The organism is Bradyrhizobium sp. CCGB12 (assembly GCF_024199845.1).
Classification (GTDB): domain Bacteria; phylum Pseudomonadota; class Alphaproteobacteria; order Rhizobiales; family Xanthobacteraceae; genus Bradyrhizobium.
Genome location: NZ_JANADO010000001.1, coordinates 3165085 through 3181566, shown reverse-complemented (window position 1 = coordinate 3181566; position 16482 = coordinate 3165085). Strand labels below are relative to the sequence as shown.

18 protein-coding genes are annotated in these 16482 nt (G+C 64.8%); 9 read left to right on the top strand and 9 right to left on the bottom strand.

All coding sequences use genetic code 11. The annotated features are described in order from the left end of the window. Window positions 1-97 precede the first annotated feature (97 nt). The 3 genes from NLM27_RS15305 to NLM27_RS15295 all read right to left on the bottom strand — a co-directional run bounded on the left by NLM27_RS15305 (window position 98) and on the right by NLM27_RS15295 (window position 2683). A complete protein-coding gene (locus tag NLM27_RS15305; RefSeq protein WP_254144093.1) occupies window positions 98-1960 on the bottom strand; it encodes an ABC-F family ATP-binding cassette domain-containing protein in 1863 nt (620 codons plus the stop codon). A 67-nt stretch (window positions 1961-2027) separates the two neighbouring features. Continuing rightward, window positions 2028-2201, bottom strand: a complete 174-nt coding sequence (locus NLM27_RS15300; protein ID WP_254144092.1) for a hypothetical protein — start codon at window positions 2199-2201, stop codon at window positions 2028-2030. A gap of 224 nt (window positions 2202-2425) precedes the next feature. Beyond that, window positions 2426-2683, bottom strand: a complete 258-nt coding sequence (locus NLM27_RS15295; RefSeq protein WP_254144091.1) for a sulfur globule protein precursor — start codon at window positions 2681-2683, stop codon at window positions 2426-2428. 315 nt (window positions 2684-2998) lie between these two features. Between NLM27_RS15295 and ndk the strand changes: the two genes are divergently transcribed. Further along, a complete protein-coding gene (gene ndk, locus NLM27_RS15290) occupies window positions 2999-3421 on the top strand; it encodes a nucleoside-diphosphate kinase (RefSeq protein ID WP_027535388.1) in 423 nt (140 codons plus the stop codon). A 43-nt stretch (window positions 3422-3464) separates the two neighbouring features. Next, window positions 3465-4325, top strand: coding sequence for a TerC family protein (locus NLM27_RS15285; RefSeq protein WP_254144090.1), 861 nt, complete (start codon window positions 3465-3467; stop codon window positions 4323-4325). Between the two features lie 4 nt (window positions 4326-4329). Here the strand turns inward: NLM27_RS15285 and ppx are convergent, their stop codons facing one another. The 4 genes from ppx to NLM27_RS15265 form a co-directional block, all read right to left on the bottom strand. Then, window positions 4330-5832 (bottom strand): exopolyphosphatase, encoded by a 1503-nt coding sequence (gene ppx, locus NLM27_RS15280; protein WP_254144089.1) that lies wholly within the window; start codon window positions 5830-5832, stop codon window positions 4330-4332. 15 nt (window positions 5833-5847) lie between these two features. After that, a complete protein-coding gene (locus tag NLM27_RS15275; protein ID WP_254144088.1) occupies window positions 5848-8040 on the bottom strand; it encodes an RNA degradosome polyphosphate kinase in 2193 nt (730 codons plus the stop codon). Between the two features lie 232 nt (window positions 8041-8272). Further along, window positions 8273-8950 (bottom strand): DnaA ATPase domain-containing protein, encoded by a 678-nt coding sequence (locus NLM27_RS15270; protein WP_254144087.1) that lies wholly within the window; start codon window positions 8948-8950, stop codon window positions 8273-8275. A gap of 92 nt (window positions 8951-9042) precedes the next feature. Beyond that, window positions 9043-9585: a CDP-alcohol phosphatidyltransferase family protein gene (locus NLM27_RS15265; protein ID WP_254144086.1), complete on the bottom strand. Its 543-nt coding sequence runs from the start codon at window positions 9583-9585 to the stop codon at window positions 9043-9045. Window positions 9586-9741: 156 nt separating this feature from the next. On the opposite strand from NLM27_RS15265, the gene purM reads away from it, so the two are divergent. Then, window positions 9742-10815: a phosphoribosylformylglycinamidine cyclo-ligase gene (gene purM, locus NLM27_RS15260; RefSeq protein WP_254144085.1), complete on the top strand. Its 1074-nt coding sequence runs from the start codon at window positions 9742-9744 to the stop codon at window positions 10813-10815. A gap of 14 nt (window positions 10816-10829) precedes the next feature. Continuing rightward, window positions 10830-11483: a phosphoribosylglycinamide formyltransferase gene (gene purN / locus NLM27_RS15255; protein ID WP_254148831.1), complete on the top strand. Its 654-nt coding sequence runs from the start codon at window positions 10830-10832 to the stop codon at window positions 11481-11483. Window positions 11484-11567: 84 nt separating this feature from the next. Here purN and NLM27_RS15250 read toward each other — a convergent pair whose 3' ends face one another. Next, window positions 11568-11774 carry a cold-shock protein gene (locus NLM27_RS15250; protein WP_007591938.1) on the bottom strand — a complete coding sequence of 69 codons (207 nt, stop codon included), beginning with the start codon at window positions 11772-11774 and terminating at the stop codon, window positions 11568-11570. Window positions 11775-12144: 370 nt separating this feature from the next. Between NLM27_RS15250 and NLM27_RS15245 the strand changes: the two genes are divergently transcribed. Further along, window positions 12145-13278 carry an autotransporter outer membrane beta-barrel domain-containing protein gene (locus NLM27_RS15245; RefSeq protein ID WP_254144084.1) on the top strand — a complete coding sequence of 378 codons (1134 nt, stop codon included), beginning with the start codon at window positions 12145-12147 and terminating at the stop codon, window positions 13276-13278. A 1-nt stretch (window position 13279) separates the two neighbouring features. Here NLM27_RS15245 and NLM27_RS15240 read toward each other — a convergent pair whose 3' ends face one another. Continuing rightward, window positions 13280-14320 carry a LysR family transcriptional regulator gene (locus NLM27_RS15240; protein WP_254144083.1) on the bottom strand — a complete coding sequence of 347 codons (1041 nt, stop codon included), beginning with the start codon at window positions 14318-14320 and terminating at the stop codon, window positions 13280-13282. Between the two features lie 76 nt (window positions 14321-14396). Here NLM27_RS15240 and NLM27_RS15235 point away from each other — a divergent pair, with 76 nt between their 5' ends. Genes NLM27_RS15235 through NLM27_RS15220 form a run of 4 tightly spaced genes read left to right on the top strand, consistent with a single transcriptional unit; the run spans window position 14397 to window position 16403 of the window. Further along, window positions 14397-15008, top strand: coding sequence for a hypothetical protein (locus NLM27_RS15235; protein ID WP_254144082.1), 612 nt, complete (start codon window positions 14397-14399; stop codon window positions 15006-15008). Further along, window positions 14995-15615 (top strand): GNAT family N-acetyltransferase, encoded by a 621-nt coding sequence (locus NLM27_RS15230; RefSeq protein WP_254144081.1) that lies wholly within the window; start codon window positions 14995-14997, stop codon window positions 15613-15615. The genes NLM27_RS15235 and NLM27_RS15230 overlap by 14 nt, the downstream gene beginning before the upstream one ends. 25 nt (window positions 15616-15640) lie before the next feature. Further along, window positions 15641-16204: an isochorismatase family protein gene (locus NLM27_RS15225; RefSeq protein WP_254144080.1), complete on the top strand. Its 564-nt coding sequence runs from the start codon at window positions 15641-15643 to the stop codon at window positions 16202-16204. A gap of 31 nt (window positions 16205-16235) precedes the next feature. Further along, a complete protein-coding gene (locus NLM27_RS15220) occupies window positions 16236-16403 on the top strand; it encodes a hypothetical protein (protein WP_254144079.1) in 168 nt (55 codons plus the stop codon). Window positions 16404-16482 lie beyond the last annotated feature (79 nt).

The window sequence follows — 16482 nt, the reverse complement described above, 5'->3', positions numbered from 1 at the left end:
CTGGTTCAATAACTCAGTGCCTGGTATCGAAATACCGGTACTGCGCATGGGGTTGTTTTTCCGAATTTGATGGACCCGGCCTCGCGACGAGGCGGCGTTACCCCGCCGCCTCGTCGAACTGCGTGCTCGCCTCGAGCCACTGTTCCTCGGCGCGCGCCAGCGCATCGGCGGCGTTCGCGCGCGCTTTCGACAGCTGCGCGGCCTGCTTGGGGTCGCGGGTGAAGATGTCGGGCAGGGCGAGCGCAGTATCGATCTTGGTGATGATCTCGCTGACGCGGGCGATCTCGGCTTCGGCTTCCGCGATGCGCTTCTTCAGCGAGCCGCGATTGTCCGATCTTACGCGCTGCGGCTTCTCGCTTGCGGCGCTGCGCTCGCGCGGAGCTGGGTCGGCGTTGCGCGCGGACAGCACCAGGCGGCGGTACTCGTCGAGGTCGCCGTCGTAATTGGTCACGGTGCGGTCGGCGACGATCCAGAGCCGGTCGGCGCAGGCTTCGATCAGGTAGCGGTCGTGCGAGACCATGATCACCGCGCCGGGGAATTCGTTGATGGCCTCCGCAAGCGCGGCGCGGCTGTCGATGTCGAGATGGTTGGTCGGCTCGTCCAGGATGATCATGTTGGGGCCGAAGAAGGTGGCAAGGCCAAGCAGGAGCCGCGCCTTCTCGCCGCCCGACAGCCTGCCGGCCTTGGTGTCGGCCGCCTTGCCGGAAAAGCCGATCGCGCCAGCACGCGCGCGCACTTTTGCTTCGGGCGCATCGCCCATCAGCTTGCGGACGTGGTCGTAGGCGGAGGCGTCCTCGTTGAGCTCGTCGAGCTGATGTTGGGCGAAATAGGCGATCGACAGCTTGTCCGCGCGCGTCACCCGGCCGGAGAACGGCGCGAGGCGTCCGGCGAGCAGTTTGACCAGCGTCGACTTGCCGTTGCCGTTGGCGCCGAGAAGCGCGATGCGGTCGTCATCGTCGATGCGCAAGGTGACGCGACTGAGCACCGGGCTGGCCGGGTCGTAGCCGACCGAGACGTTGTCCGCCGCGATGATCGGCGGCGACAGGATCTTCTCCGGCGCCGGAAAGCTGATCTCGCGCACGTCCTCGGTGACCAGCGCCGTGATCGGCTTCAGCCGCTCCAGCATCTTCACGCGAGATTGTGCCTGCCGCGCCTTGGAGGCCTTGGCCTTGAAGCGGTCGACGAAGGCTTGCAGCCGCGCGCGCTCGGCTTCCTGGCGCTTGACCTGCTTGGCGTCGAGCAGCTCGCGCGCGGCGCGCTGCTCCTCGAACGAGGAGTAGGTGCCCTTGTAGAGCGTGAGCTTGCCGCGCTCCAGATGCAGGATCTGGTCGACCGAGCTTTCCAGGAGGTCGCGGTCGTGGCTGATCACGATCACCGTGCGCGGATAATGCGCGAGATGGTCCTCCAGCCACAGCGTGCCTTCGAGGTCGAGATAGTTGGTGGGCTCGTCGAGCAGCAGAAGGTCGGGGGCCGCGAACAGCGTCGCGGCCAGTGCGACGCGCATGCGCCAGCCGCCGGAAAATTCGGCGCAGGGGCGGAGCTGATCGGTGGCGGAAAAGCCGAGGCCGGAGAGGATCGCGGCCGCACGGCTCGGCGCCGAATGTGCGTCGATGTCGACGAGGCGGGTCTGGATCTCGGCGATCCGATGCGGATCGGTCGCGCGCTCGGCCTCGGCGAGCAGCGCGTCACGTTCGAGATCGGCCTTGAGCACGACGGAAATCAGACTTTCGGGGCCGTTCGGAGCTTCCTGCGCCAGGCTGCCGACGCGCCAGCGCGGCGGCAGGGTGACCGAGCCGTGCTCGGCCGCCAGCTCGGCACGGATCACCTTGAACAGGGTGGACTTGCCGGTGCCGTTGCGCCCGACCAGGCCGACGCGCGATCCGGGCGTGATCTGCACGGAACTCTGGTCAATCAGAAGGCGTCCGGCGAGGCGGACGGAGAGGTCGGTGATAGCAAGCATGCGGCCTTGTCACCGCAAGGCGCGCCGAACGCAACCCGTTTTTCCGCGTCTTCCAGTCAGCTTCCGGTCAGTGTGATTCGCGGTCGCGCTGCTTCAGCTCGTTGAGCAGCTGCTCAAGGTGCGTCGGGAGCCGGGGATCGGGGCGCAGGCTCTGCTGAAGCCTTTCGCCCACGGCGTCGCAAATCGAACGACTGGTGCGCCGGTCAATCTGTTCGCTGTCATTGGCAAAAGGGCCAGCCATCGCGGGGTTCCGTGTTCTCAAAGCAAGGACACCATATCAAGTCATTGGCCCCCAAAATGGTTTCGCCACTCGCGGAGATTGCTCGGCATTCTAGTAAAAATTGTATGAAGTCGCGCCATATCCATCCACAGACAAAGCCCCGGCGGGGGGATCGCCGGGGCTTCTCCTGGAAGGTACCTGGGGGGGTAGGTACCTGGAGGTACTTGAAAAAGGTGCTGCCGGGCTCAGTAGCAGCGGTTGATCATCCGCCAGCGGGGTCCCCAGGGGGTCGGGACCAGCCGGCGCACATAGCAGCCGCCATAACCGTAGGAGACGACGGGGCCGCGAGCATAAAAGCGCGGTCCGCCCCAGCCGTGATAGCCGCCATGCCAGCCGCCACCATGCCAGCCACCGCCATGCCAGTGGGCAGAGGCGGAGGTCGGTGCCAGCGCGGCACCCAGCGCAACCGCGGCGACAGCGGCAAGCGAAAGTTTCCTCAACATGGTGATCTCCTCAAAAACTGCTGGCGCGGCGCTATCGCGTCGATGGAAAGGCCGCCGAAACGGTCTGCCTCGTGATCAGGGCTTGGGTTTCGATAGGCCAGACCTTACGCCGGCGAAGCTGAACCGAACCCTGACGGAGGTTTCAGATTGGGTTCATCTGGGTGAAATTGTTGTAATCCATGTTGGAATCCTGGCGGACAGCCGCCTGCGGCGCAGCGCCTGTGAGGCCGCTCCGGCGGTCGCTTGCCGTCCGGCGAAGGCGCCGATATAAGCCCCGCAACTCCGAACCACCGCTTTCTCCTCAAGGATAAGACTATGGCCATCGAACGCACTTTCTCGATCATCAAGCCCGATGCGACCGCGCGTAACCTGACCGGTGCGGTCAACGCCGTGATCGAGAAGGCGGGCCTGCGTATCGTCGCGCAGAAGCGCATCCGCATGACCAAGGAACAGGCCGAGACCTTCTATGCCGTCCACAAGGCGCGGCCGTTCTTCGGTGAGCTCGTCGAGTTCATGACCTCGGGCCCGGTCGTGGTCCAGGTGCTGGAAGCCGAGGGCGCCATCGCCAAATACCGCGACGCCATGGGCGCGACCGATCCGTCCAAGGCGGCCGACGGCACTATCCGCAAGCTCTACGCAAAGTCGATCGGCGAGAACTCCGCGCACGGTTCCGATGCGCCGGAGACCGCCGCGATCGAGATCGCGCAGTTCTTCTCGGGCAACGAGATCGTCGGCTGATCATCGGCTGATAAGTTAAAACGACGGGGCGAAAGGACTTATTGTGAGCTGGCTCTGGCAGATCTTCGATCCCGCTACGATCGGGGCATTCTTCACCCAGTTTCGCAACGAGATGGCCGAGCCGACCTTCTGGATCGCGGTCGGCAAGATCATCTGGATCAACATCCTGCTCTCCGGCGACAATGCGCTGGTGATCGCACTCGCTTGCCGCGGCCTCAGCCCGCGGCATCGGCTGTGGGGCATGATCTTCGGTGCCGGCGCTGCGGTGATGCTGCGGATCATCTTCACCGGCATCGTCGCGACCCTGATGGAGCTGCCGTATCTCAAGCTGGTCGGCGGTCTCGCGCTGATCGTGATCGCGGCAAAGCTCCTGGTGCCCGAAAACGAGGACGAGGACGACGTCGAGTCCGCCTCGCATCTGTGGCAGGCCATCCAGATCGTGGTGGTCGCCGACATCGTCATGAGTCTGGACAACGTCATTGCGGTGGCCGCCGCCGCCAATGGCAGCGTGCCGCTATTGATCCTCGGCCTTGCCATCAGCGTGCCGCTGATCGTCGCCGGTGCCGCGCTGATCATGGCGCTGCTTGCAAAGCTGCCGGTGCTGGTCTGGGCGGGTGCGGCGCTGCTCGGCTGGATCTCGGGCGAAGTGATCGCGACCGATCCTGGCATCGCGCCGAAGCTGCACACGCTGTTCGATGGTCCTCTCGGCGCCTCGCTGGACAACATGCTCGGCGCTCTTCGCATCCCGCCGCAATTCGCCCATGGCGGCGGAGGTGGCGAATATCTCTGCGCGCTTCTCGGCGTCGTCGTCGTGCTGGTCGTCGGCACCATCTGGCGCCGACGCAGCCTGAGTGCAGCCGCGCTGGCATCCTCCGAGCGCCATGCCAAGGCGTCGGCGGAGTAACTTCCTACCGCCTGACGATCGAGCCCGCGCGACCGACGAGGCGCGCGAGCGCGCGGAAGCGGCTGCCGACGCGGTCGGCGACGAGATCAACGAGGCGGTGCTCGAACACCAGCATCAATTTGCGGCCCACGCTGCGGAAATGCGTCGCGGGCAGCACACCCGGGCGCGCCGCCGAAATCAGGTGCGCGACGCGGAATGCCGCGCCCAGGAGGCGGGCGCGTTCAAGCTGTGCCGGCGTCAGCAGGCCCTGCATGGTGGCCGGCGGCTGGTTTTCCTCGCTGAGCCCCGCATAGCGGTAGAACACCGACAGGCCGACAAAGGCGCGCTCGGTGTGGGTGATCGCGCCGAAATTGCCGTTGACGACGAGGCTCAGCGTCTGCTCGCCGCGGTGATCGGGGTGCACGCGCCAGCCGATGTCGGAGAGCAGGCACGCGGTGTGACGCAGGCGGCGATCCTCTTCGGTCTCGCGCAGCCTCACCACGCGGGCGAGGCGGTCGGTCCAGGCGATCAGCTCGCGGGCGTGCTTCGCCGAACGCGACAGCAGCTGATTAAGTTCTTCTGCGGCGCAGATCAGCCCGTCCTTGTTGCGTTCGGCCTCCGGCAACTTCTCATGCAACAGGCCCTCGCGCACGCCGAAGGTGGAGAACACAATGGTCTTCGGCTGCGCCACGCGAATGATGTGCTCGAGCACCAGCGCCGCATAGGTGAGGAGCGGGCGGCGCGCATCGGCGACGATCTCGATGTCGGCAAGCATGTCCGCGGCCGCGAGCCGGCGGAGACGACGCGAAAAGTCGAGCGCTTCGGCCGCCGGAATCGAATAGCCGTGCATCACCTGGAGCGGATAGCCGCTCTGGATGATGTGGATGCGCGCGAGCGCGCGCCAGGTGCCGCCGACGGCGTAGAAGGCGCGGCCGCGGCCCGCGGCGAGCTGCGGCACCTCGTCGATCGCCTCGCGGACGATGCGGTCGGCGCGCTTGAGCGATTTGTGTGCGAGATCCTGGAGCGCGAGCCCGCCGAGCGGCAGCGTCACGCCGCTGCGCACGCTGTTCCTGCGGACGTCGATCAGTTCGAGCGAACCGCCGCCGAGATCGCCGACGATGCCGTCAGGATGATGGATGCCGGAGATCACGCCGAGCGCCGACAGCCGCGCTTCGCGCTGGCCCGACAGGATCTCGATCTTCACCGCGCAGATGCGTTCAGCCTTGGCGATGAAATCGGCGCCGTTGGAGGCGTCGCGGCAGGCGGCGGTCGCAATCGCGAACACGCGCCCGACCTGCATCACGCGGCATAGGGCGCGGAACCGTTTCAGCGAAGTCAGCGCCTTGTCGACGGCGTCGGGCGCGAGCAGGCCCGTGCTCTGCACCTCGCGCCCGAGGCCGCACAGCGTCTTTTCGTTGAAGATCGGAATGAGGCTGCGTGCCAGCGCCTCGTAGACGACGAGACGAACCGAGTTGGAACCGATGTCGATGACCGCGACGCTGGCGCCGCGCTTGCGCGGCCGCTTCACGTCGCGATTCCGGAATCAGGATTGGTGACGTTCATTACGGCGCGTGAGACGGCGCGGCGAGGATTCCTTGAGCGACTTTCCACGGCCAGAGAGACTCGGATTTGTCATGAAGTAGTTGTGCACGTTGAAAGGCTCCTCGCCCTTCGCGGTCTTCATACGCGTTGAGGACCCGTCCGGCAACAATTGCCAGCTCTGCTCATTGTCCTTGAGATTCGCGACCATGATCTGTTCGAGAACCTGCTGATGCACCGTGGGATTTTGCAGCGGACACAGCACCTCGACGCGGCGGTCGAGGTTGCGCGGCATCATGTCGGCTGAGGAGATATACACAGCCGCTTTCGCGCTCGGCAGGCCCTGGCCCATGCCAAAGCAGTAGATTCGACCGTGTTCCAGGAAGCGTCCGATGATCGACTTGACGCGGATGTTCTCCGACAGGCCTGGAATTCCGGGCCTGAGGCAGCAGATGCCGCGGACCACGAGCTCGACCTGGACGCCGGCCTGCGAGGCCTCGTAGAGCGCGTCGATGATATCAGGGTCGACCAGCGCATTCATTTTCATCCAAACCGCGCCGGGCCGGCCGTGCCTTGCGTGCGCGGTCTCGCCCTGGATGTGCTCGATGATGCGCTTGCGCAAGGTCAATGGCGACACGGCCATCTTTTCCAGATCGCTAGGCGCGGCATAGCCGGTGATGAAATTGAACACGCGGGCGGCGTCGCGGCCGATGGTCGGGTCCGAGGTGAAGTAGGAGAGGTCGGTGTAGATGCGCGCGGTCACCGGATGATAGTTGCCGGTGCCGGTGTGGACGTAAGTCGTGAGGTTGCCGCCTTCGCGGCGCACCACCATCGAGAGCTTTGCGTGCGTCTTCAGCTCGAGGAAGCCGTAGACGACCTGCACGCCGGCGCGCTCGAGATCGCGCGCCCAGCGGATGTTGGCTTCCTCGTCGAAGCGCGCCTTCAATTCGATCAATGCGGTGACAGACTTGCCGGCCTCAGCGGCTTCCGCAAGCGCGCGCACGATCGGCGAGTTGTTGGAGGTGCGGTAGAGCGTCTGCTTGATCGCGACGACATCAGGGTCGCGCGTGGCCTGCTGGAGGAACTGCACCACCACGTCGAAGGATTCGTAGGGATGATGGACGACAAGGTCCTTCTGCCGGATCGCGGCAAAAATGTCGCCGCCATGCTCGCGCACGCGCTCGGGATGGCGCGGCACGTAAGGCGTGAATTCGAGGTCGGGACGGTCGAGGCGGGTGAGCTGCGAGAGCTCGTTCATGGCGAGCACGCCGTCGACCAGGAACACTTCGTCGTCGGCGGCCGACAGCGCGTGCTGCACGAAGCTGCGCAGCTCCTCCGGCATCTTGGCGTCGATCTCGAGACGGATCACCGACCCGCGGCGGCGGCGCTTCAGCGCCGTCTCGAACAGGCGGACGAGGTCTTCGGCCTCTTCCTCGATTTCGAGCTCGGAGTCGCGGATGATCCGGAAGGCGCCCTGGCCGTGCAGATTGTAGCCGGGGAATAGGCGGTTGATGAACAGGGCGGTTGCCTGCTCCAGCGAGATCAGCCGGACGACCTTGCCTTCGGCCGGCAGGCGGATGAAGCGGTCGATCTTGCCGGGCATGCGGATCAGCGCGTTCATCTGCTTGCCGTCGGCGGCGCGCGTGAGCTGGAGCGCGATGGTGAAGCCGAGGCTCGGAATGAACGGGAAGGGGTGGGCCGGATCGATGGCGAGCGGCGTCAGCAGCGGGAACACGTTGTGGAGGAAGTAGTCCTCGATCCAGGTCCGTTCCGTCTTGGTGACGTCCCTGCCGTCGACCAGCACGATGCCGACATCGGCCAGCGTACCGCGCAGGTCGCGCCAGATCGCCTGCTGGTCGGAGGCAAGCTCGGAGACGGTGCGGTTGATCAGCGCGAGCTGTTCGGACGGCGTCAGGCCGTCGGGGCTGCGTTCGGCAATGCCCTCGCGCACCTGGGCCTTGATGCCGGCGACGCGGACCATGAAGAATTCGTCGAGGTTATTCGCTGAAATCGACAGGAATCGCACCCGCTCCAGCATGGGGTGGCTGGGATTGACCGATTCCTCCAGGACGCGGCGGTTAAAATGCAGCCAGGAGAGCTCACGGTTGATGAACCGCTCGGGGCTCGTAGCGATCGCCGGCAGGCCCTCGGGTTCCGGGCCTTTCTCTTTAATTTCAACGGCTTGCGCAGAGTCCATGAGAAGTCGATCCATCCAGTTCACCCCGATTTGCGACTTACGCGCAAAACCGGCGGGAGCATGTGTTAGTCCGATGACGTTTCGATGACGCAGCCGATAGAGTAACTCGCCAGCGGCCCAAAAGCATGGTTCCCCCGCCATCGGGCTGTAACGCTACAGGCGCAATCATTTCGATGACATTGACGTTCCGCTGCCGCGCCGCGTCAAGCGGCCTTGGCGACCCGCAGGCCGCTCAGGCGTCGCGAAGCAGCTCGGCGGCCAGTGCCCGGGTGACGGGGCGGCCGAGCCGCAGGGCCTCGCTGTCGAGCAACTCCACGGCCTGCCGGGCGGCCGCCGAGGATCGCTCGAGGCGGGTGGCGAGGTAGCTGACCACGCTCTCGTCCACATTGAGCTGGCGGTCGGCGCAGAATTTGACGATCAGGCCGCGGAAGAGCTGGTCGTCGGGGGGCAGCAGCGAGACCACGGGCACCGCCCGCAGCCGCGAGCGCAGGTCGCGAAGCTCGATCACGAGCGATGCCGGCACCTCGCGCCCGGTGAAGAGGACGTGGGCGCCATCCTCGCGGGCGAGGTTCATCAGGTGGAAGAGGGCGCGTTCGTCAAAATCCTTCGCCCTGAGATCCTCGACCACCAGCGCACCGGTAGCGAGCGCACCGGGAACATCAGCGGCGGTCAGCGCACCGGCCGTGGTCGAGCGCGCGCCTGATACCTCGGCCCAGATCGCGGCGAGATGGCTCTTGCCGCTTCCTTCGGGGCCGGCCAGCCACATGATGCGGTGCGGCCATTCCGGCCAGCTGTCGATCAGGCCGAGACCGGCCGCGTTGGCGGGGCCCTCCAGGAAATTGTCCCGGCTGAGGCTTTCCGCGTGTGGGAGCGAGAACGCCAATTGTCGGGGATGAACGCGGCCTGCCACGCTTGCCTTGCTCCGTGCCGGCGCGCCGGCCTGGTTTGAAAAGAGTCGACTTCATCGAGCGGGAGTTGGCCTTTTGCGGGGCCGCATCCCATTCATTTGGCCTCGATCGTGCTCATGTGCCGCAGCCACCCGACGAGATAGAGCGACACGGAGGAGAGCGTGAAGATGGTGACGAGGCCCATCATGATCATATCATAGGGCTGCGGCTTGAAGCCGAAGGCGAGGGACGCCAGCACCAGCGCCGCATACGATACCTGGGCTGCGGTGTTGAGCTTCGACACCTTCGACGGCTTCATCTCGACCGGCTTGTCGAACAGCCAGGATACAATCACGGCGGCGACGATCATGATGTCGCGCGAGACCACCAGGATCACGATCCAGCGCGGGATGTCGCCCCAGATGCCGAGTGCCAGGTAGATCGAGACGAGCAGCGCCTTGTCGGCGAGCGGATCGAGCAGGGCGCCGAGCTCGCTCGTCATGTTGAAGCGCTTGGCCAGGAAGCCGTCGACGGCGTCGCTGATGCCGGCGATCAGGAAGACGGCGAACGCCACCTCCATTTGGCTCGACACGATGGCCCAGACGATGATCGGGACCAGCATGATGCGGCCCAGGGTAATGATATTCGGAATACTCACGCAGCGCTTCCCGGCACCGATCTGACCGCAAATTCGGCCCGTCCCAGGGCTGAACCGGTTGATATGTCTACATAGTATAGGGCGGAGCGCCATGCGAGCCATTGCGCGTCCCCGGAATTCGACGTAACCAGCCGCAAAACCCACTGGAAATCGGGCATGACCGACCGCAAAAACGGCCTCACCTACGCCGATTCAGGCGTCGATATCGACGCGGGCAACCGCCTGGTCGACCTAATCAAGCCGATGGTCCGCGCCACCGCACGGCCCGGCGCCGATGCCGAGATCGGCGGCTTCGGCGGCTTGTTCGACCTCAAGGCGGCCGGTTTCAAGGACCCGGTCCTGGTCGCGGCGACCGACGGCGTCGGCACCAAGGTCAAGATCGCGATCGAGACCGGCCTGCATGGCGGGATCGGCATTGACCTCGTCGCCATGAGCGTCAACGACCTGGTGGTGCAGGGCGCTGAGCCGCTGTTCTTCCTGGATTATTTTGCCTGCGGCAAGCTCGACCCGGAGGCCACGGCTGCTATTGTCGCGGGCGTTGCGGAAGGCTGCCGCGAATCCGGCTGCGCCCTGATCGGCGGCGAGACCGCCGAGATGCCCGGCCTGTACAAGGACGGCGACTACGACCTCGGCGGTTTCGCCGTCGGCGCCGCCGAGCGCGGTACGCTGCTGCCGCGCAAGGACATCGCCGCAGGCGATGCCGTGATCGGGCTCGCCTCCTCGGGCGTGCATTCCAACGGTTTTTCGCTGGTGCGCAAGATCGTGGAACAATCCGGTCTCGGCTTCGAGGCGCAGGCGCCGTTCGCGCCCGTGATGACGCTGGGCGGCGCGTTGCTGACGCCGACGCGGCTCTACGTCAAATCCTGCCTGCGCGCGATCCGCGAGACTGGCGCGGTGAAGGGGCTCGCCCACATCACCGGCGGCGGTTTTACGGACAACATTCCGCGCGTGCTGCCGAAGAACCTCGGCGTCGGAATCGACCTCGCACGCCTGCCGGTGCTGCCGGTGTTCAAATGGCTGGCGGCGCAGGCCGGCATCGCGGAGCTCGAAATGCTGCGCACGTTCAATTGCGGCATCGGCATGATCGCGATCGTCGAGCCTGACAAGGTCGACAAGGTGGTCGAAGTCTTCACCGACGCCGGCGAGACGGTGGCGCAGCTCGGCACCGTGATCCCGGCCGAGGGCGAGCACCGCGTCGTCTATAACGGCCATCTCGACATGGCGCTGTGATGTCTGGCGCTGTGATGAAGCGCCGCGTCGCCATCCTGATTTCCGGCCGCGGCTCCAACATGTCCGCGCTGATCAGGGCCGCCGCTGCTGCGGATTTTCCGGCGGAGATTTCGCTGGTCGTCTCGAACAAGGCCGATGCGCTCGGACTCGAACGGGCCAGGGCGAGCGGCGTGACGACTGAGGTGATCGAGAGCAAGCCGTTCGGCAAGGACCGCGCCGGCTTCGAGAAGGTGCTGCAGGCCGCGCTCGACCGGCACGGCATCGAGCTGATTTGTCTGGGCGGCTTCATGCGCCTGTTCACGGCCGAATTCACCAGGGCCTGGCACGGGCGGATGCTCAACATCCATCCCTCGCTCCTGCCGTCCTTCCCTGGCCTCGACCCGCACGGCCAAGCCTTGCGCGCCGGCGTCAAGCTGTCCGGGGCGACGGTTCACTTCGTCATCCCCGAGACCGATGCCGGGCCGATTGTGATGCAGGGCGCAATGCCTGTCAGCGATCACGACACGGCGGACACGCTGTCGGAGCGCATCCTCGAAGTCGAGCACCGCATCTATCCCGAGGCGCTGCGTCTGCTCGCGACCGGTAAGGTCCGGATCGAGGGCGACGTCTGCAAGACAGCGGGAAGCTCTGCTTCGGAGAATTTCCTAATTGCGCCGGTGGTGAGCTGACCCGCCGCTGCTTGGTCGCCCCAAACGAAATCCCCCGGCAGAGCCGGGGGCAACGTCATGATCTCTCGCGTATCCTGAGAGAAATCAGGAGACCTTGAGGTTCTCCGCGGATGCTTTGCCGCGGTTCTCCACGAGGTCGTATTCAACCACCTGGTTCTCGTTGAGGGTGGAGAGTCCGGCGCGCTCGACGGCGGAGATGTGGACGAACACGTCCTTATCGCTGCCGTTCGGCTTGATGAACCCATAGCCCTTGGTCGGGTTGAACCATTTAACCGTGCCCTTTTGTGGCATCGTTCGTCTCCTCCGCTAGATACAAAAAAGACGCGGCCGCTTTTCGCGTGCCACGCCACAAACGGGCTTCCGGAAGTCTGTTCGAGTCTCATCGTCGCGAAACGCACAGCCGAGCGGCCAATTCCGATTGTGTCGAATATTGCAACATGAAAATCGCGCATAAGCAAGCAGAGGGCGAATTTCAAGATCGCATCGCGAGCGCCCGCGTGCAATTTTCGACCTGTGGCCGCGGAACCACAATCGTGGGCAATAGGCTCGGCCACGGCGCGCCAAGCGTTGACCCTCCGTGGCAGTTCGGCACAAATCGCCGCATGCGCCGCAAGTCCTGTTGCATTTTTGCGCGCCGCCACTTTGCTTCGGGATTCATGTCATGTGCTGCACGTCGCAGCTCTCCGGGACACGGCAGGTGATTGGAGGGGACCGGGTTCGTCGGATGACGGCCAAGGTCGCGAGTATTGTCGTGTTTGGCTTGATGGCGACGGCCACTCCCGGTTTCGCTCAGATCGGCCCGGCGCCGCCACCGCCTCCAACACCGTCTGCGATCTCGACCAATTATGATCAGTCGTCCGGCAACGCCGCACTCAATCTCGGCTCGAATTTTCTGGAGCGCCTTGGCAACCAGGCATCTGGCGGCGTCAACCGGGTGTTCCGCACCAATCCCGACGGGGGCGGAGCATCGGCGGCCACCGAAGATCCGCGCTATCGCACCTGGTTTGAAGGCTACGGCATTTCGGTGCGGACCGATCCGCAGGGCGACTTCGTCGGCGACAAGCGCAAGACGTTTGGCGGCGTCGCCGGTTTTGGCGCGCGAGTTGCGCCTGGTGTCAATCTCGGCTTCTCGGTCGACCAGAGCCACACCGACATCGACGTGCCGCTGGCGCTGCAGTCGGCGACGCTCGACCTGACCCAGGTCGGGTTTAACGGCTCGGTCGACAAGGGGCCGTGGACTTGGGCCTTTGCGGTAGTGCACGGTTTCGGCAAGGTCCGCTCCAGCCGCGATACTGGCTTTGGCCTTGCGACCGCAGGCTATCGCGCAGCCGTCGACGGCGCGCTGACCGAGATCAGCTATTACTGGACCAAGGACCAGATGCGCATCGTGCCCAAGGCCGCCCTCGAATATGTGCGCGCCACCAGCGCCGCGTTCCAGGAGACCGGAGGGCTCGATCCGTTGAACGTGGGATCGACAGCGCTGTCACGCGCGCGCGTGATGATCGGAGCCGAGATCGGCCGCTACTTCGTCATCGACCAGAAAATCCTGGACCTGTCCGCCTACGGCAAGTTCGTCGACAATTTCCACCAGGATCTCGGATCGATCCAGGTCAGCCTGGGAACCCAGAGCATCGTCGTGCCCGGCATCGGCGAGAGCCGCTACGGCATGGACGCCGGCGCCTCGGCCTCGCTCAGCCTCACCAGCGTCGCACGGCTCTACGTCAATTACGACGGCAAGTTCCGCAACCAGCTCACCTCGCACCAGGGCACACTCGGCTTCGAATACAGGTGGTGACTCACGCCGGCGTTGCCGCGACATACCCCGTCAGCCCAAAGCCCTCGCGTACGGCCGTCATCATCGGCACCAGCGCGTCCGGATGGATGAACTCGTCGCGGAAGCAGGGATAGGTCCTGGGATCGAAGATCTTCTTCAGCCAGTCGACCACGATCTTGTGCCGCTCGGAGGTGCGGAACTCCTTGTGGTAGGTCAGCCAGAGATCGGCGTGGTGGCTGACGCCGAGATCGACGGCAACGAGCGGCGCACCGAGCGCGATCGACACCGTCGGCAGGAAGCCGATGCCGGCACCGCGTTCGACAGCATAGAGCACGCCGACCGAGGAGTTGGTCTTGATCCCGACGACGCCTTCCAGCGATTTCAGCCCGAGCACGCGCGCATAGGCGCCGTCGTCGACCTGCGGCGCGCTCTGCTTGATGATGCGGTGGTCCTTCAGCTCAGCGAGCGTCGCCGGCACGCCGTAGAGGTTCTCGTACTCCTTGGAGACGAATGGATAGATGTGCAGCCGGCCGAGCTTGGCGACGATCAGATCCGGATTGGTCGGCGGCTCGAGCTGGATCGCGATGTCGGATTCCAGCCGCGCGACGTCGGCCTGCTCCATGGCGCAGCGCAGATCGACGGTGATCTTGCGATAGGTCTTCTGGAAATCGATCAGGCGTGGCAGGATCCAGAAATTGCCGGGCCCCTCCGTGACCGCGACGCGCACGGTGCCTGCGGTGTCGTTCGACGAACGCGAGGCACGGCGGAAGACGTTGAAGGCGTGACGCTCCATATGCGCAACGTCGGCGATCATCGCGGTGCCTTCATCGCTGAGCGTGAGTCCGCTCTGGTCGCGCAGGAACAGCTTGCAGCCGATACTCTCCTCGAGCCGGTCGATCCTGCGCATCAACGTGGTTGAGGTGAGCCCGAGCTCTTCGGCCGCATTGCGAAAACTTTTATATTTTGCGCATGCTAAAAACAGCTTCAAATCATCCCAGGACGCATCCAGGGCTTCTTCACGGTGCTGCATCATCGCAGCACCCCGGTGCAATAACTGCTGCATACTCCTGATCCCCAACCGCTAAGCTCGCCCTCATAGCGGGGTACGAAGCCGCAAACGATAGAGGGGCGATATCGGTATGGAAAGGGGCTCGTTTGCCGCAAGGCACGATTTCGACGCGCTGCCGCTGAGTCCGGACGTCGATGTCCGTTGCGCGCAATTTTCCGAAATCGCCGCACTTTCGCAGATGGCGCATCGCCTGGTGCCGGGCGTGCGGATTGGAACAGCCGAGCTTGCAAGATATTTCACGTTCGATCCCGAGAGCATCCTGACCTTCAGCCGGAAGGGCCGCCTGCTCGGCGGCATGGCCTTCCTGTTCCTCAACGAGCGCGGGCATGACGCGCTGCTGCTCGACGAGATCTGCCTCACCGCGCCCGAGACGCGCTATCTCGCATCGGCGAAGGATGACGTTGCAGCCATCTACATCTGGGCAATCGCGGCGACCGGGCGTGGCATCGCTGGTCTCGGCAAGGCGGCGGCTCATCTGCGACAGCTAAGGTTTCGTGGCGCCGATTGCTATGCGCAGCCGTCAACCGTGGCCGGACGCGACATCATGAAGGCGACGGGCTTTTCGCCCGTTCCGAGCTTCCAACCCGACCTCTGGTGCTACGAGCGCCCCTGGCACCGCCAACAGATGCCGATGCCGGGTGCGATCATCCAAGCAAGGAGTTTTGCAAATGCACGGTACTAGAATTCCTGTCGCCAAGCCCGACTCCCGCGCCATCACCATCCGCCTAGCGCGCGATCCCAGCGATCTCATGCTGGTCACCGCCATCCGCTCTGCGGTCTATCTCGCCGAGCAGGATTGTCCGTTCGAGGAGGAGTTCGACGGCAACGACATGGTCGCCGCGCATTTCATCGGCTTCGTCGGCAGCGAGCCCGCGGGGTGCCTGCGGGTGCGCTTCTTCGGCGATTTCGCCAAGGTGGAGCGGCTTGCGGTGCGTCACCAGCACCGGCGCTCGCGCGTCTCGTTCAAGCTGGTGCAGGCCAGCGTCGACTACGTGAAGCGCAAGGGTTTTCGCAAGATCTACGGGCAGGCGCAGGACCGGCTGGTCGATTTCTGGGCTCATTTCGGCGCCAAGCCGCTCGGCCACAACCGCAAAATCACCTTCTCCGACTTCTCGTACACGGAGATGCTGCTGGAGATCGAGCCGGGACCGGACGCCATTACGCTGGACAGCGATCCCTATGTGATCATCCGGCCCGAAGGCGATTGGGATCGGCCGGGCGTGCTCGACGCCTCCGCGGGGCGGGCGGTGACCTCGCCGCTGCGGGACCTCGCGCTCGCCGACCGCTGAAACAGGTGCAGCTGCGCGCAAGACAATGCCGGTTTCCATTCACGATGACCCGCCGATCCTGGTCTGCGCGGATCTCCAGGTCGAATATCTGACCCCGGGGCGCCGCCACGTCATCCTCGACGGCGACGCCGCCACCGCGCGCTGCATGGAACTGCTGACCCTGTGGCGCGGCAACCTCTGGCCCGTGATGCATCTGAAGCGCATCGCGCAGGCGGCCTGGTTCAATCCGGCATCCAGGCTGACCGATTGGATCGCGGAGGCGAAGCCGCGCCCGGGAGAAATGACGTTCGAGCATCCGCTGCCGTCGGCCTACAGCTCGTCGCGGTTTGTGGACTACATGTCCAATATCCGCAATGTGCGCTGCGTGCTGGCCGGCTTTTCCCTGGACGAGACCATCCTGGCCACCGCCGTGGACGGGTTTCACCGCAGCCATCGCTACGAGGTGGTCACTGACGCGGTGGCCTGCCGTCAGCCGGGCACGGGCGATGCGGCCGCCTACAAGCGTGCAGTGGTGAATGTCGTCGGGAACTTTGCTACGATCCATTCCAGCGCCGAACAGATCAGAACCAGCGGCGCTGTTGCGGTGTAGGCGGCCGCGATCGGCGGGTGGGGTTGAGACATTGTCACGGGGAGAGCAGCTCAAGGAGCTGGCAAGCGATTTGTCGCGTGCCGTCGAGACGGCGCGCCGCGTCGGCTTGCCCACAACGGTCTATCTGCTCTCGATGGCGCTCGTTGAGGTGAGGGAGGCCGCCGCCGCTGACAATGGGGATGACGACGACGCGGCCTGAGAGCTCTCCATTCCCGATATGCGGCTTTGTGCAACGCTGCTGAGCGCTTGCTGCCGACGAATTGGCGTTGCAAGCTTCG